Source organism: Aureibaculum algae (assembly GCF_006065315.1).
In the GTDB taxonomy this organism is placed as follows: Bacteria; Bacteroidota; Bacteroidia; order Flavobacteriales; family Flavobacteriaceae; genus Aureibaculum; species Aureibaculum algae.
Genome location: NZ_CP040749.1, coordinates 3,986,051 through 4,002,361, shown reverse-complemented (window position 1 = coordinate 4,002,361; position 16,311 = coordinate 3,986,051). Strand labels below are relative to the sequence as shown.

At 30.4% G+C, this 16,311-nt stretch carries 14 protein-coding genes; 6 read left to right on the top strand and 8 right to left on the bottom strand.

What is annotated here, in order from left to right; translation table 11 throughout:
* The first annotated feature begins 18 nt into the window (after positions 1-18).
* The 6 genes from FF125_RS16960 to FF125_RS16935 all read left to right on the top strand — a co-directional run bounded on the left by FF125_RS16960 (position 19) and on the right by FF125_RS16935 (position 6,596).
* Positions 19-1,011, top strand: a complete 993-nt coding sequence (locus tag FF125_RS16960; RefSeq protein WP_117879372.1) for a DNA-directed RNA polymerase subunit alpha — start codon at positions 19-21, stop codon at positions 1,009-1,011.
* 12 nt (positions 1,012-1,023) lie between these two features.
* Positions 1,024-1,515, top strand: coding sequence for a 50S ribosomal protein L17 (gene rplQ / locus FF125_RS16955; protein WP_138950903.1), 492 nt, complete (start codon positions 1,024-1,026; stop codon positions 1,513-1,515).
* Between the two features lie 89 nt (positions 1,516-1,604).
* Complete coding sequence (gene carA, locus FF125_RS16950; RefSeq protein WP_138950902.1) at positions 1,605-2,708, top strand: glutamine-hydrolyzing carbamoyl-phosphate synthase small subunit; 1,104 nt, start codon at positions 1,605-1,607, stop codon at positions 2,706-2,708.
* A gap of 177 nt (positions 2,709-2,885) precedes the next feature.
* Positions 2,886-4,178: a phosphopyruvate hydratase gene (gene eno / locus FF125_RS16945; RefSeq protein WP_138950901.1), complete on the top strand. Its 1,293-nt coding sequence runs from the start codon at positions 2,886-2,888 to the stop codon at positions 4,176-4,178.
* A 150-nt stretch (positions 4,179-4,328) separates the two neighbouring features.
* Positions 4,329-5,615 carry a citrate synthase gene (locus FF125_RS16940; RefSeq protein WP_138950900.1) on the top strand — a complete coding sequence of 429 codons (1,287 nt, stop codon included), beginning with the start codon at positions 4,329-4,331 and terminating at the stop codon, positions 5,613-5,615.
* Positions 5,616-5,681: 66 nt separating this feature from the next.
* Entirely contained in the window at positions 5,682-6,596 is a 915-nt protein-coding gene (locus FF125_RS16935) for a dimethylarginine dimethylaminohydrolase family protein (protein ID WP_138950899.1), read from the top strand.
* Positions 6,597-6,613: 17 nt separating this feature from the next.
* Here FF125_RS16935 and FF125_RS16930 read toward each other — a convergent pair whose 3' ends face one another.
* The 8 genes from FF125_RS16930 to FF125_RS16895 all read right to left on the bottom strand — a co-directional run bounded on the left by FF125_RS16930 (position 6,614) and on the right by FF125_RS16895 (position 16,291).
* The gene (locus tag FF125_RS16930) at positions 6,614-7,549 is read right to left on the bottom strand and encodes a TerC family protein (protein ID WP_138950898.1); all 936 of its coding nucleotides are present in this window, start codon (positions 7,547-7,549) and stop codon (positions 6,614-6,616) included.
* Positions 7,550-7,783: 234 nt separating this feature from the next.
* Positions 7,784-8,311 (bottom strand): hypothetical protein, encoded by a 528-nt coding sequence (locus tag FF125_RS16925; RefSeq protein WP_138950897.1) that lies wholly within the window; start codon positions 8,309-8,311, stop codon positions 7,784-7,786.
* 102 nt (positions 8,312-8,413) lie between these two features.
* Positions 8,414-10,741 (bottom strand): DUF2357 domain-containing protein, encoded by a 2,328-nt coding sequence (locus tag FF125_RS16920; RefSeq protein ID WP_138950896.1) that lies wholly within the window; start codon positions 10,739-10,741, stop codon positions 8,414-8,416.
* A 5-nt stretch (positions 10,742-10,746) separates the two neighbouring features.
* Positions 10,747-12,849 (bottom strand): McrB family protein, encoded by a 2,103-nt coding sequence (locus FF125_RS16915; protein ID WP_138950895.1) that lies wholly within the window; start codon positions 12,847-12,849, stop codon positions 10,747-10,749.
* A gap of 45 nt (positions 12,850-12,894) precedes the next feature.
* Positions 12,895-14,028 (bottom strand): phospholipase D-like domain-containing protein, encoded by a 1,134-nt coding sequence (locus FF125_RS16910; protein WP_138950894.1) that lies wholly within the window; start codon positions 14,026-14,028, stop codon positions 12,895-12,897.
* The gene (gene dcm, locus FF125_RS16905; protein WP_138950893.1) at positions 14,025-15,254 is read right to left on the bottom strand and encodes a DNA (cytosine-5-)-methyltransferase; all 1,230 of its coding nucleotides are present in this window, start codon (positions 15,252-15,254) and stop codon (positions 14,025-14,027) included. Before dcm ends, FF125_RS16910 begins: the two co-directional genes overlap by 4 nt.
* A 164-nt stretch (positions 15,255-15,418) precedes the next feature.
* On the bottom strand, positions 15,419-15,949 hold the full coding sequence (locus tag FF125_RS16900; protein ID WP_138950892.1) for a DsrE/DsrF/DrsH-like family protein: 531 nt from the start codon (positions 15,947-15,949) through the stop codon (positions 15,419-15,421).
* Between the two features lie 30 nt (positions 15,950-15,979).
* Positions 15,980-16,291 (bottom strand): TusE/DsrC/DsvC family sulfur relay protein, encoded by a 312-nt coding sequence (locus FF125_RS16895; protein ID WP_117879361.1) that lies wholly within the window; start codon positions 16,289-16,291, stop codon positions 15,980-15,982.
* Positions 16,292-16,311: the final 20 nt, after the last annotated feature.

Below are 16,311 nucleotides of genomic sequence, written 5' to 3'. Positions count from 1 at the left end.
AAGATAGTATTTGAACTTATGGCAATATTAAATTTTCAAAAACCCGATAAAGTAATAATGATCGAATCTACTGATTTTGAAGGTAGATTTGAATTCAGACCTTTAGAACCAGGTTATGGTTTAACAGTTGGTAATGCACTACGTAGAGTTTTATTATCTTCATTAGAAGGATACGCAATTACATCTTTAAGAATTGAAGGTGTTGAGCATGAATTTTCTACAGTAAAAGGTGTTGTAGAAGATGTTACTGAAATGATTTTGAACTTAAAACAAGTACGTTTTAAGCAACAAATTGAAGAAACTGAAAACGAAACAGTAACGGTAACTGTAACTGGTAAAGATCAGTTAACTGCTGGTGATTTTCAAAACTTTATTTCAGGTTTTCAAGTATTGAATCCTGATTTAGTTATTTGTAAAATGGAAAAATCAGTTAAACTTGATTTAGAATTTACAATAGAAAAAGGTAGAGGATTTGTTTTATCTGAAGAGAATAAAAAAGCAAACGCTGCTTTAGGTACTATATTTACTGATGCAATTTTTACACCAATTAAAAATGTAAAATATGCAGTAGAGAACTTTCGTGTTGAGCAAAAGACAGATTATGAAAAATTAATCTTTGATATTGTTACTGACGGTTCTATAAACCCTAAAGATGCATTAACTGAAGCTGCAAAAATATTGATTCACCACTTTATGTTATTCTCTGATGAGCGTATTACATTGGAGGCTGATGAAATTGCACAAACTGAAACTTATGATGAAGAATCACTTCACATGAGACAGTTGTTAAAAACTAGGTTGATTGATATGGATCTTTCAGTAAGAGCATTAAATTGTTTAAAAGCTGCTGAAGTTGATACTTTAGGTGATTTAGTATCATTCAATAAAAACGACTTAATGAAGTTTAGAAACTTTGGTAAAAAATCATTAACTGAATTAGATGAGTTAGTGAATGTCAAAGGGTTAACTTTTGGAATGGATTTAAGTAAATATAAGTTAGATAAAGAATAAGGATAGTAAGAGATGAGACACGGAAAGAAATTTAATCATTTAAGTAGAAAAACTGCTCATAGAAAAGCCATGTTAGCTAATATGGCATGTTCATTAATAGAGCATAAACGTATAAATACAACTGTTGCTAAAGCGAAAGCGGTAAGACAATTTGTTGAACCTTTAATCACAAAATCAAAATCTGATACTACTCACAATAGAAGAATAGTTTTTGCTTATTTGAGACAAAAAGAGGCAGTAACTGAATTGTTTAGAGAAGTTGCTACTAAAGTAGCAGACAGACCAGGAGGTTATGTTAGAATTATCAAATTGGGTAACCGATTAGGTGATAATGCTGATATGGCTATGGTAGAATTGGTAGATTACAATACTACTTACAATCCTAATAGCAATAAGAAGAAAAATACTAGAAGAAGTAGAAGAGGTGGTAGCAAAGCTACTACAGCTGTACCTCCGGTTCCAGTTGCTGATAAAAAAGCTTCTAATTCAGAAGAGGAAGAATAGAATGTTAATAAACATTAAATATAAAAAGGATAAGCTAATTTAGTTTATCCTTTTTTTTATATTATTTTTGTAAAAATCATATACGCTAAATGAAGTATCAAACTAGAAAAAAGGCAATCGTTTTATTAGCTGATGGAACTATTTTTGAAGGAAAATCAATAGGCATAGAAGGTTCATCAACAGGAGAAATTTGTTTTAATACGGGAATGACCGGTTATCAAGAAATTTTTACAGATCCATCATATTTTGGTCAATTAATGGTTGCAACCAATGCACATATTGGAAACTATGGTGTTAAGGAAGCTGAAGTAGAATCAGATGGAATAAAAATTTCTGGATTAATTTGTAGAAACTTTAGTTTTGATTATTCACGCCCTGATGCTGATGGCTCTTTAAAAGATTGGTTTGAAAAACACAATTTGATTGCAATTTCTGATGTGGATACGAGAGCTCTAGTAACTTATATTAGAGAAAATGGAGCGATGAATGCCATTATTTCAACGGAGGTTGATGATATTGAAAAATTAAAAAAACAATTGGCAGAAGTACCTAATATGGATGGTTTAGAATTGGCATCTCAAGTGTCAACAGAAAAACCCTATTATGTTGGTGATGAGAATGCAAAATATAAAATTTCAGCATTAGACATTGGTATAAAAAAGAATATTCTTAGAAATTTAGCCAAAAGAGATGCGTATATAAAAGTTTTCCCTTATAACTCAACCTTTGAGGAAATGAGTAGCTTTAATCCAGACGGATACTTTTTGTCTAACGGTCCTGGAGATCCAGAACCATTAGTAGAAGCTCAGAAAGTGGCTAAAGAAATTATTGAGAAGAATTTACCATTATTTGGAATATGCCTAGGGCATCAGGTAATCGCTTTGGCAAATGGAATTAGCACTTATAAAATGCACCACGGTCATAGAGGAATTAATCATCCTGTAAAAAATCTAATTTCTGGTAAAGGTGAAATAACATCTCAGAATCACGGATTTGCAATTAACAAAGAAGAAACTGAAAAGAATGAAAATGTAGAAATAACACACATGCATTTAAATGATCATACCGTAGCAGGTATTCGTATTAAAAATAAAAAGTGTTTTTCTGTACAATACCATCCAGAGGCTAGTCCGGGACCAAATGACTCGGTATATCTTTTTGATCAGTTCTTTGAAATGATTGAGAGTAATTAGTACAATTTTGTAAATGTAAAAGGAATTTACAGCAAGCTGAATTGACCTTATTTTTATCGAAAACGTTGTCGTATATAAGCTTTATTTTTAAGGTAAAAACGGCAGTAATTGCGTAAATTTACATGAACAATTTAAGAGAGTTTAAAACATTAAATAATAACAAAAAATAGTAAAGTCATGAGCATTATAATTAACATTCACGCACGTCAAATTTTTGATTCAAGAGGTAATCCAACTGTAGAAGTTGATGTAATTACAGATAGTGGTATATTAGGTAGAGCTGCAGTACCATCTGGAGCATCAACGGGAGAGCATGAAGCTGTTGAATTACGCGATGGTGGTAAAGCTTATATGGGTAAAGGTGTTTTAAAAGCCGTTGCTAATGTTAATGATATAATTGCTGAAGAATTAATTGGAACTTCTGTTTTTGAACAAGCGTTGATTGACAAATTAATGATTGAGTTAGATGGTACACCAAATAAATCTAAGTTAGGAGCAAACGCTATTTTAGGTGTTTCTTTAGCTGTTGCTAAAGCTGCTGCTAATGAATTAGGTATGCCTCTTTATCGTTATGTAGGTGGTGTTTCTGCAAAAACGTTACCAGTACCAATGATGAATATCATCAACGGTGGTTCGCATTCAGATGCTCCTATTGCTTTTCAAGAGTTTATGATTATGCCAGTAAAGGCCAAAAACTTTACGCATGCTTTGCAAATGGGAACAGAGATTTTCCATAACTTAAAGAAAGTATTACACGATAGAGGTTTAAGTACAGCTGTGGGTGATGAAGGTGGTTTTGCACCAAACTTAGCTGGAGGTACAGAAGATGCTTTAGATACTATTGCAAAAGCTGTTTCTAATGCAGGTTACAAATTAGGTGATGAAATTATGATTGCTTTAGATTGTGCATCTGCAGAATTTTTTGTTGATGGTAAATACGATTACACAAAATTTGAAGGTGATAAAGGTGTAATAAGAACTTCTAAAGAACAAGCTGAATATTTAGCTGAATTGGCTGCCAAATATCCAATTATCTCTATTGAAGATGGAATGGATGAAAATGATTGGGATGGAACTAAATATCTTACTGAATTAATTGGAGATAAAGTACAATTAGTTGGTGATGATTTATTTGTTACAAATGTAGAGCGTTTAGCAAAAGGTATTGAGAACGGCATTGCGAATTCAATTTTAATTAAAGTAAATCAAATTGGTTCACTTACAGAAACTATTGCTGCTGTAAATATGGCAAAAGATGCTGGATATACAACTGTAATGAGTCACAGATCAGGTGAAACAGAAGATAATACTATTGCTGATTTAGCGGTAGCGTTAAATTGTGGTCAAATTAAAACGGGTTCTGCTTCTCGTTCAGATCGTATGGCTAAGTACAATCAATTATTGCGTATTGAGGAAGAATTAGGAGATGTAGCTTATTATCCTCAAGAAAAAGCATTTAAGGTTAAATAATTTTAATTATAAGTGAATATAAAAAGCGATTATCTTAGATAATCGCTTTTTTTTATGCGGAATATTAAATTCAATTTTTTTCTTAAAATTATTATAGTAATTTTTGTAAATTAGCGTTATACTATATTTAATAAAATTTAAGCAAAATACATGTCAGAAAAAGCAACTTTAGCAATAAATGGAAAGTCGTATGAATTTCCGGTCGTAAAAGGTACTGAAGATGAATTAGGAATTGATATAAGCTCGCTAAGAACTAGTACAGACGGAGTTATAACGTTAGATCCAGGGTTTAAAAACACGGGGTCGTGTGAGAGTGCTATTACATTTTTAGATGGTGAAAAAGGAATTTTACATTATAGAGGTTATGGTATTGAAGAACTTGCCGAAAAAGCAGACTTTTTAGAAGTTGTTTATTTACTAATATTTGGAGAATTACCAACGGAAAGTGAGTTGGAAAAATTTCATTACGATATTCAACATCAATCTATAGTAGATGAAGATGTTAAGAAAATCTTAGATGCTTTTCCAAAATCGGCACACCCAATGGGCGTTTTATGTTCATTAACAAGTGCATTAACAGCTTTTAATCCAACGTCAGTAGATGTTCGGTCTGAAGAAGCGATGTACAAATCGATAGTTAAGATTTTAGGTAAGTTTCCGGTATTGGTGGCTTGGACCATGCGTAAAAAAATGGGGTTACCTCTAAATTATGGTAGCACATCGTTAGGGTATGTAGAGAATGTCTTACAGATGATGTTTAGACAACCTAATGAAGAGTATACTTTAAATCCTATTGTAGTAGAAGCCTTAGATAAGCTGTTAATTTTACATGCAGACCATGAGCAAAATTGTTCAACGAGTACTGTGCGTATTGCAGGTTCATCTCATGCTGGTTTATTCGTGTCATTGGCATCAGGTATTTCAGCTCTTTGGGGGCCATTACATGGTGGTGCAAACCAAGCTGTAATAGAAATGTTAGAAGCTATAAAAGCGGATGGTGGTGATACTAAAAAATTCATGGCCAAAGCTAAAGATAAAAATGATCCATTTAGATTAATGGGCTTCGGTCATCGTGTATATAAAAACTTTGATCCTAGAGCTAAAATAATTAAGAAAGCTGCTGATGAAGTTTTAGCAGATTTAGGTATTGAAGATCCAATTTTAGAAATCGCTAAAGGCTTAGAAAAAGAAGCGTTGGAAGATCCTTATTTCGTAGAAAGAAAACTATATCCAAATGTTGATTTCTATTCAGGTATCATTTATAGAGCGTTAGGTATTCCAACAGAAATGTTTACCGTAATGTTTGCTTTAGGTCGTTTACCAGGATGGATTGCTCAATGGAGAGAAATGCGTTTAAACAAAGAACCTATTGGTAGACCACGTCAAATATATATTGGTAAAACCTTAAGACCTTTTATACCAGTAGAAAAAAGATAATTATCAATTTTAAAATATCTATAATGTCATTTTTTCCATATTTTTGGGGAAAATGACATTTTTTATATGCTTAAACTAAATATACAAAACGAAACTTCAAGACTACGAGCGGTAGTCTTAGGTATTGCCAACAGTAATGGTCCAGCACCTTCTGTTGAAGAAGCGTATGACCCTAAGTCTATTGAGCATATTTTGGCAGGTACCTATCCGAAACAAGAAGATATGATACTTGAAATGGAAGCCTTAGATGCGGTTTTTAAAAAATACGACGTTCATGTTTTTAGACCAAAATCAATAGAAAATTACAATCAGATTTTTGCTAGAGATATTGCCTTTGTTATTGAAGATAAATTTATAAAATCGAATATACTGCCAGACCGAGATCGAGAAATTGAAGCTATAGATTATGTTATAGCTCAAATAGATCCTAAAAATGTAATTAAACTACCAGAAAAGGTACATGTAGAGGGCGGTGATGTAATGCCATGGAATGAGTATATTTTTGTAGGTGTTTATACGGGCGATGATTACCCTGATTTAATTACCGCACGTACTAATAGTTATGCTGTTGAAGCTTTACAAGAATTGTTTCCTAACAAAAAGGTAAAATCATTTGAGCTACGTAAATCTAATACAGACGCTAAAGATAATGCCTTGCATTTAGATTGTTGTTTTCAACCTATTGGTAAAGACAAAGCGATACTTCATAAAAATGGATTCTTAATTGAAGAAGAGTACAATTGGTTGGTGAATTATTTTGGAGTTGAGAATACCTATGAAATTTCAAAAGAGGAAATGTACAACATGAATAGTAATATATTTTCTATTTCTGAAAAAGTGGTCGTTTCTGAACGAAATTTTACACGCTTAAATACATGGTTACGTCAACACGATTTTACGGTTGAAGAAGTGCCGTATGCCGAAATTGCCAAACAAGAAGGGTTGTTACGTTGTTCTACAATGCCATTGATACGCGACTAAAATATAAATAGTTCTTTTTAATCTTCTGCTTTTCTTAGAGAAACTAAAATACCTATCAGCAAGGACAAGCCTATAAAGGTTAACGAAACCCATTCTGGAAATTTAAAGTGATGTGCTAAAATTAATTTTACACCAACAAAGGTTAAAATAGCAACCAAACTGTATTTAAGATATTCAAACTTATTAAGCATATTTGAAAGAAAGAAATACATAGACCGTAGCCCCAAAATAGCAAAGATATTAGAGCTAAATACCAAAAACGGGTCTGAAGTAATGGCTAAGATAGCAGGCACAGAATCTAGTGCGAATAGAATATCTGTAAATTCAATTACAACCAACGTTATAAATAGTGGAGTAGCCGCTTTTATATGCTTTAACTGCATAAAAAACTTTTGTCCATCCATTTGAGTAGTAATGGGCATTACTTTTCTTAAATTTCTATAGACAAAAGACCTTTTAGGGTTAAAGGTTTCTTCTTTTTGTGTTAGCATTTTAAAGGCCGTAAATAATAAAAAGGCTCCAAAAACATACGTAGTAAAACTGAATTTATTAATGAGTACTACACCAAAGAAAATCATCAAAGCCCTAAAGACGATGGCACCCAAAATACCCCAAAACAATACGCGATGCTGATATTTTAAAGGAATATTAAAAGAACTGAAAATAACGGCAATCACAAAAATATTATCGATGCTCAATGATAGTTCAATCAAATAACCTGTAATATATTTGATAGTGGCATTATTAGCCGTAAGCTGATCTGGATTGGCAATGGTACCCGAACCATACAACCAGTAAATAACACCCGAAAAAAGAAAGGAAAGCGTCACCCAAACGGCTGTCCATGCAGAAGCTTCTTTAATACTAATAACATGTGGGTTTTTATTAAAAACACCTAAATCTAATGCTAGAAAAATTAAAATTCCTAAAATAAATAAGCCCCAAACAATCATATAAAGTAATGTGTTAATTGGCTGTAAAAGTATATCATTTACAGATTCAAAATTAACGGGAAAAGAAATTATTTTGTTTCATTTTAAACAAATTTGAAAGGATGTATTTGAATAAAAAATGAAAGCTATTCTATTAATATAATTGTTATTTTATGTTGAAAAGGTATAGGGAAAGATTGTGTAATTGTTTATAGTAACCTTTATTTTTCTAGTTCTTAACATACATTCAGTAAGTTAAACCGTTTTATTTAGTACTTCTATTAAATCTTCTTGTGTTGAAAAAGGAATAAGTTTGTCGAAGCTTTTCATTTCAAAAATGTCATTTCTAATATTTAAACCACTACTTTTTATTAGCTCCTTTGTTGCTAGTCCACTTAAATATACTTTAGAGTCTTCAGTTGCATTTGCCATAATACATAGATTTGTGTGTGCAACGCTTATTTTTGGAAAATTATTTGTATTAAAAGTAATTAGATGTACTTTAAAATCTTCAATAGAATAAGGTTTCCTTTTATAGCTTTTATCCATTCTTTTATCCCAATCAAATGAAGTTTTAAATAGAATATTTTCCAATGCGAACTCGGACATTATATTACTTCTTAACTTGTTGTAATACATTTGTCCTTCCATTCGATCTCTTAATTGCCCCATATCTTTTAAATTTAAATGATTTAGAGCACACTCTTGTATTTTTACATTAATATATATTGGGACTTTAACAGTTTTAAAGTGTGATATTTGCTTTATGAATTCTATTGCCATTAGAGCGTTTTTAAATAATTCGACATGTTGCTTTTTGATTTTATAAATTAGGTTCCATTTAATTTTTGATATTTGTTTAACTTTTCAGAATTAAATTATGTATTATATTTTTACATTCATTAATTCCGTTAAAGTTACTGAAAAAGGCTCACCGGAAGCTGAACGAATATTTTTTCCCTCAACTATCTTTTTATATTCATCCAATTCTTTAAAGTTCCATTTAAGATTTTTGAAGACTCTTAAGTCATCACTATCTTGCTCAAATTCATAAACTAAATAATGATCCTTTTTAGCATCTGGATGGTCTAATTCTTGTAAGTATTCTTTCGAATACACCCGGATGCCCTCTTTTAGTTTATACAAAATAGAAGCTTGTGCTTTGCCATTTTCTCTTAATAATAAAAATTTGGCATTGACAACTTTAGGTGAAAACAGAAGGGTCCCTTTTTCATCATTCATTCTAAAGTTATATTTAGAATTATTATGGTACCATTTTAGGCGTTTGTTATTTTTAGAAAATCCAACTAGTACATAGATTTCATCTGGAATTAGTTTTTCTCCATCAATATACTCAGGAATAGGTTCTTTTATAACATTTGGAGTATCATACTTATGGATATTATATGATTTTGAAGCTATATTTTCTCTTTGTGAAGCTCTGTTTAGTAAATGACTAATTATTCTATCAATAAACTTACTTAATTCTTTAGAACCATTATTTACAGCAGTTGGTCTTAATGCAAATGCACCTAATCCTGGTATTATTTCATGGAAACCATGGTTAATATTTGGTTCATTATTTCCAGGATATAAAATGTATGCTCCACCTGTTCTTCTGATGGCGTCTTTATAAGCATGCATTTTAAATAAATCAACACTTTTATAATCTCCTTTCCTTTCAGATTCCTCCTCCTCGTTTCTAGATTCTGTAAATTTACCTGAATAGTCTACCTTATATTTTGCATCAAAATGTACATGTACAATTAATTCTTGTGCTTCGGCAGTTTCTTCTTTAATTTCAGCAGGCCAGAAAGATAAAGTGTAATCTGGATACATGTTTTTTGTATAACTTCCTTGTTCCTTAGATGAATACTTTTTGTTTCCTTTAAAAGTTTGATTATACGAAAACTTAATATTTAATTTTCTGTTTTCAAATTCACTTACTCCACTTAAGGCAGTGTGAGTACCAGATTTTATAATAAAATTAAGTCCGTTTTTACTTTTTTCAATTAAACTTTTATAAGGCTGTCCATCATGTTCAATGTTATTAAGTTTAAACTTTGTTTTAAATAAATCGTACAACATAAAGAACAACCAATATTCATATAATTTAGAAATATCTCTCTTACCAGCATGATAAACATCGTCGCCTCCAGTCCAAGTCAATTTAGCTGCTAAATCAAATTTCAACCAAGACTTTAACAATTCTCTGTAGCCACTTTTTCTTTGAAGTACGGGACTATTAAAATTTAAACTTGTAGGTCTAGAAATTTGATTAAAAAAAGAGCTATTAATAAGTTGTTCCAATTTGTTTGATAGGTGTTTTGCTTCTTTAGAGGCTCTTGTTCCTTTTTCAAATTTATTTAAACAGTTTTCACTGAAATACAGATAAGTATGTAGAACATGTTTTATAAATCTATTTTCTGTATTATCTATAATTTCAACTTTCTTATTACTGATAATATGTGATGAAATATTTTTAAGGGGATTATTGTATAATGGATGCGAAATAGGAACAGGTATTCTATTACCTCTATGAACTAATTGTTTAATACTATTTCGGGTAAACTTTTTGACATTACAAACATCAGATAATTCTTTATTGATTGCCCAATTTGTTTTTGGTGTACTAATTATTTTTTGAATGGCTTCTTCAAACTCTAGACTTCCTATAATAGAGTTAATAAAACTAAATTGTTGATATAAACTTTCACTTTCTTTATTAAAATCTGTTTCGAAATGTTGTTGAATTGGAGAGTTGATTTGTAATAGTAATTCGGTACATTTTTCTGTTATGTTTTCCAACATAAATCTATAATTCTCTCGGTAGCTTTTATCTAAATTGTCGGAATTAAATTTAGTTGCCAAAACCTCTAAATAGACATGTTCTCTATCTAGAGTTTTTTGATTATGTGTTAGATTTAGTTTTAATGTTCCAACAAAAAAACTAGGATTAATTCTTCCAGTATGTTTTTCTCTATGGGATTGTTTAATAACATTGTTGTAATCACAACTTAGCCGGTATCCTACTTTGTTGAAAGCATACTCATAACTTTGACTTTCTAAAATTTGAAAAGGTATCTCGCCAAAAGCATCAGCTTCTATTTCATCTATTTTAAATATTCGGCTATAACCTTCAGGAAAAATTTTTAATTCTAAATTTTTAGAAATATGATATAAAGGTATGGATATGTGGTTTACTTCTGCCATTTATATTAAGCTTCTGCATAACTAGCAAATCCATTTTCTACAGCGTTTTTATACATACGCATTATCTTCTCAAAAGATAATTTATACTTAATGTTCACATCTTTCTCAAAGTCTATTTTGTCAAAATTATTAAAGTAATTATCTTCAAAATCATCATCTACGTTTTTTAAACAATATTCAGCTAAAGGTTTTAATGTTCGACTCAATTTAGTTCTAGAACCATGAAGTTTAGGCAACAATTTTTGCATAATTGCAACATCAATCTTGTCGTCTTCACTGTTTAAGCCAAATTCTTCAAGCTTGAAAATTAGTTTAGAGATCTCAAAAGCAGTTCTGTAACCAAATTCAGCTCCAGATTTTTGGAGTTCTTTAAAAAACTTATAAACTTCATGTTGTTGCTTTTCAGTTAATTCATAGTTTTCTTTTTTAGTAGCAATATCTACAAAATTAGAACCCATAGAACTACCTAAGCCTTTCAATGAGTCTAAGTCGACATCATTAGGCTCTTTTAAGAAACTTAATATATCTTTATTTTTTACTCTAAACTCAATGGTGTTTGCTCTATCCAGCACTTTAGGGCTAAACATATAGGTTGTCTCATCAATGTTTACAGTTCCAACTATAAATACGTTGGGTGGTAATTTTAATCTTTTAGGGATGTTTTTAATTTCATTTTCAATTTTATGTAATGGAATATCATTTTTAGATTCCATTGTACTTAAAAAATCTGCAAAATAACGTTCAACATGACTTAAGTTCATTTCGTCAAGTATTAAAAAGTAAGGCCTTGATTCATCATTTTCAGCTCTCATCAATAAATCTAGAGCATCATTATCAGGCTTTACATATTCATTATCTTTTAATGCATTAGGGTAGCCTAAAAGAGGTTCTCTGTTCGTCCAATCTGCTCCAACAGGTACTAATGCATATTGTTTTTCACTTTCACAAATCCATTTGGCAAAAGCTTCTGCTATTTTGGTTTTTCCAGAACCTGACAAACCACTTAATAATACAAATGGTTTGGTAGCTAATGATGCAATGTATCTTGAGATCAGTTGTGGTGGGTAGTTTAAGCCAGAAATTTCACAGGCTTTTTTGAAATTTTCAGATTTAAAAATTTGGGGAGCTAATTGTTGGTTTAATAAACTATTATTTGATTTAATTTCATTGCTTAATTCATATAAAAATCTGAGATAATTATTTTTACCTAGCACTGCCATTGGAGCTCCTTTGCTAGTTGCTTGACTGTAATTTATCCATTCTGAATTATCAGAATACAATATTAAGGATTCGATTTTTGATATAGATTGAGCTAGATTTTCCATATCTATCATAAACAATTGATTATTGAAATATGCTTTGTTCCAAAAATCTAATACTAATTCTGTAACTAAACCATCATAAGATTTTTTATAATTATCTTCTTTATTAATCCAATCAATAAATTTATTTTTTATATCTATTAATGGTTTTCTTTTAATAGGTTCAACTGATTTTTTAGGAAGTTTTTCAATTAAATCATTGGTAGTTTTTTTATTCGAAAATTTTGATTGAAAATTTTTGTAGGCGATTTCGTAAAGTTTGTTTTTACTGTTTAATTCATTCAACTCTTCAACCTCTGACGGTAATAGGTTATTTAAGTTTAAATAATCAATTAAACTTAAACCAATGGAGTACTCGAGTTCATATAGGCCTGCCTGATTTGGAATTCCTTTGGTTGTTCCACCTAAATTATTAATAAATTGAGGAAAATAGTATAAATCACTTTTAGAAATGGATGATTTTAAACCGATAATGTTAATGTTTACTTCTTTTTGATCCTTATTTATGTTTTTAATGAAACCTATGGCGTGAATGCCATTTTTATAATTATCGTATTTAGTTATGATATTTTGTTTTAAATATTTTTTTTTATTTGAAGAATCTCCACCAATTTGAATTATTATAATATCTCCATTTTTTGCTAAATGAAGATTGTTAGGTATGTTATATAACGTATGTTGCTCTAAAACACCTTTAGACAATTTTTTCAATAAATGGTAGAAGTTTAATTCATCAACTTCTTTTGGGCAACTTATTTTTACGTAGAAAAAATTGGTATTACTCATACATTTTGTAATTTATTAAGTTTTAACATATAATAATTGAGTGAGCTATTTATTTTCTAAAAAATCAATATAAGAATCAGTTTTCATAATGTCAATTTTAAAAATACCCTCATTGTCTTTTATTAAAATTACACTGTCTAAACCTAACTTATTCAATTTATCCATAGTTGCTAATTCTCCTTCTTTTAGTTTTAAGACATTTCTTAAAAGCCAATTAGAAAGATCTTTATTAGGATTTGTCATTAAAGCTTTAGAATTGTCTTGACAAACTTTAGCATCATAAATTTCACCTGTAGGAACTTTTAATTTGAAGGGTTCATCTCTTTCTGGAAAAAAAAACGGGAATTGTTTATGAATTTCAATTGGAATAGGAATATAAACTTCACCAATGTTTCTGTTTCTTCCTCCCGCATTCCACTGATTTAAGCCACTTTTTTCGCTAACTCTTTTATCTTTGTATTTGGTACTATAAAGGGGTAGTACCACATAATTCACACCTCTTGTAAGGCTGTCGCTAGCTAGAGGTAAAACTTTGTCTTTAAAGATATTTAATAATAGACTATATGGATCTTTAATTATACTTATTGGTAATCTAAATGCGTTATCAGGTATAATGAATTTTCTGTAAAGCGTACTTTTTGAATAATTAAAACTGTAAAAATTATTACCATCCTCAAAGGACCATCCAGCTTTTGTTTTTTTTTGATTCTGAATGTTATCTATATCAATATTATCATAATCAGTTTCAAATAAAACTAATTCATTCTTCTTTCTAGCTACAATATGATAAATTGAAGCGTTTATATTATAATTTCTTTTGGCTAAATTTATTCTTTGATTTCTATATTCAGCAAGCCGAATTGCTAATTTTTTACCCTTTAATTCTTTTAATTCACTTGAAAGAGAATTAAACTCAGCAATTTTTTCATTACTATTACTTGATGGACATGTAAAGGTCTTTAATCCAACACCAACAGATTTATAATTTGCATCGAAAGCGGTATCAGATCTAGATAAATTATCTGCATTAAAACTTTTACAAAAAATGTTTTCAGCTACTCGGTAATTTATAAGAGGAATAGAGTTGTCACTGAAAAGACCTGAAAGTTTTGAAACTGCAGAAAGTAAATTTAAGTATTCACTTTCGTTTTCCTTATCTAATTCTACAAAGGACTTCATAAAATTTCTATTATTTGATTTGCAATTCTTTCAATTAAAGTAGTAGTAACTGAATTGCCAGCTTGCATATATAATCTTCCATTTGCAAGATTGGGTAGAATATAATTCTCTGGGTAACCTTGAAAAGAAAAACATTCTCTAGGAGTTAATTTCCTAATACCATAATTATCTTTAATTAAAGGGACATTATGCCCTCCTGTGCCCATGTTTGCAGTTAATGTTGGGCAAACATTACTTTTGTTTTCTCTTACATAAACTCTCCTCCATTGATAAACTGTATCTTTAGAAGTCATGGTTTTCTTTAATTCTGGATAATATTGATGACTTTTAGCATAATAGTATTTTTCTTCTTGTTTTCCTTTTTCTAAAATATCATGAATTGTTTTTGTGAGTTCAATTTTTTCCGGAAATTTAAATTGACTAAAGTTTCTTACTTGTTTCGGATCGAAAGCAACAATGAAAATACGCTCTCTATTTTGAGGCATATTGGCATGTGTCATAGAATTTAAGACCTTATAATAAACCTTATATTTTAATTTTTTTTCTAAAACCTCAATAATAGTTTTAAATGTTTTTCCCTTGTCGTGAGTCACTAAGTTTTTTACATTTTCAAGAAAAACAGCTTTTGGTCTGTGTTTGGAAATAATATCTTCTACATCGAAAAATAAAGTTCCTCTTGTGTCAGCAAAGCCTTTTCTATTTCCCGCAATAGAGAAAGCTTGGCAAGGGAAACCAGCACATAAAATGTCAAATTTTTCAGGAATATAATTCTTTGTACTATCTTTTGTTATATCACCGAATGGTATCTCTCCAAAATTTTCTTTGTAAGTCGTTTTAGCGGCTTTATCCCATTCACTAGTATAAACACATTTACCTCCAATGTTTTGGAGTGCTAATCTAAAACCACCAATACCTGCAAATAGGTCAATAAATTTAAAGGAGACCTTTTTAGGAGCGGGAAACGGAATTTTTTCTTGTTGAAAAATTAAAAACTGCAAAGCCTCTTCTGCCGCTAAATTTGATATTTCTTCATTTGGGTATTTATAATCAAATAAGTTTTTAACATGAGCAATTGCATCAGCTTTACAAGATTCAGCGACTCCATTTTTAGAATTGTGTAAATAATGGGAAAAAGCAGCTTCTGTGTCTTTTTTGGAATCTACAAGTCTGATTTTGAATTTTATATCTTTAAAACACTCAATTGAAATTTTTTCTTTTAAAAGCACATTTAATTATTTAATATCTGAATGCAAGTTACAAAAATAATTGTCATTCTTGAGTGTATAGAAGATGATGCGATTGGTTAAAGTTAACTGCGTAGTTGTCATAGACAAAACAAATAAAAAACCCGAAGCCACGGCTTCGGGTTTTACAGTTTAATTTAAAATGACTAGGTAAATATTATTTGAGTTCTGTCACCATCGCAAAGTTCATAAAACTGACCTATGGTAATGATATCTTCTACTTCTTCAGACATATCTTCTTTGGTTATTTTAAACATGTCAACGGCTAATTTACAAGCAAATATTCTACCACCACCAGCGGTTATCATTTCTAGAAATTCATCTACAGGTGGCATGTCTAACGCTTCCATTTGTTTTCGCATCATACCCGAAACTGCTGTTTCTACTCCTGGTAATCCGCCAAGCATAGTTGGGAAAGGAAGACCTCCTGGCATTCTCATCGAAGGGTTTCCTGTCGTTGCTGTATGCAATGTATTCATCGATTTTTTAGTGATACCATCCAATCCGAAAAAGGTGAAAAATACATTGGTTTCTATACCTTCCATAACGGCACCATTTGCCATTATTAAAGTAGCATAAACATCTTCTAAACTACCTTTTGCACAAATAAGACATACTTTTTCTAAAGGCTTCTTCTCTTTTATCTCGGTTTTATTATCTATTTTTTTTGTTTCCATTTTGTGAGTTTTTATTGAATTTATAGTGAACTATATACAACTTGTTGGTTTTGGTATTCCAGCAATTTTAGATGAAAATTTTAAAGGTCCTTTTGGAAATAATGTATACAATCCTTTAATATCTACGATGCCAGATTTACCTACTCTTCTGATAGTAAGAGCCACACCTTCTTTATTTTGATTGCGTAAATAATGTAGCACTTCAAAATGTTTATCAGTTAATTCAATACCTATTTCATCTGCAATTTCTGTTGCAATATTTTCATTCCATTGATTCATATCTTCTAGGTATCCTTCTTCGTTTACGTTTACTTGCATACCTGCTATTGTTTTTGCTTCCATAATCTTAGTTTTTTAGTTTT

Coding starts and splice junctions, on each gene's coding strand:
- FF125_RS16910 (WP_138950894.1), bottom strand. CDS start 14,028: ATGAAGTCCTTTGTAGAATTAGATAAGGAAAACGAAAGTGAATACTTA.
- eno (WP_138950901.1), top strand. CDS start 2,886: ATGAGCATTATAATTAACATTCACGCACGTCAAATTTTTGATTCAAGA.
- carA (WP_138950902.1), top strand. CDS start 1,605: ATGAAGTATCAAACTAGAAAAAAGGCAATCGTTTTATTAGCTGATGGA.
- FF125_RS16915 (WP_138950895.1), bottom strand. CDS start 12,849: ATGAGTAATACCAATTTTTTCTACGTAAAAATAAGTTGCCCAAAAGAA.
- FF125_RS16895 (WP_117879361.1), bottom strand. CDS start 16,291: ATGGAAGCAAAAACAATAGCAGGTATGCAAGTAAACGTAAACGAAGAA.
- FF125_RS16900 (WP_138950892.1), bottom strand. CDS start 15,949: ATGGAAACAAAAAAAATAGATAATAAAACCGAGATAAAAGAGAAGAAG.
- FF125_RS16930 (WP_138950898.1), bottom strand. CDS start 7,549: ATGATTGTTTGGGGCTTATTTATTTTAGGAATTTTAATTTTTCTAGCA.
- FF125_RS16925 (WP_138950897.1), bottom strand. CDS start 8,311: ATGGCAATAGAATTCATAAAGCAAATATCACACTTTAAAACTGTTAAA.
- rplQ (WP_138950903.1), top strand. CDS start 1,024: ATGAGACACGGAAAGAAATTTAATCATTTAAGTAGAAAAACTGCTCAT.
- FF125_RS16935 (WP_138950899.1), top strand. CDS start 5,682: ATGCTTAAACTAAATATACAAAACGAAACTTCAAGACTACGAGCGGTA.
- FF125_RS16960 (WP_117879372.1), top strand. CDS start 19: ATGGCAATATTAAATTTTCAAAAACCCGATAAAGTAATAATGATCGAA.
- FF125_RS16940 (WP_138950900.1), top strand. CDS start 4,329: ATGTCAGAAAAAGCAACTTTAGCAATAAATGGAAAGTCGTATGAATTT.
- FF125_RS16920 (WP_138950896.1), bottom strand. CDS start 10,741: ATGGCAGAAGTAAACCACATATCCATACCTTTATATCATATTTCTAAA.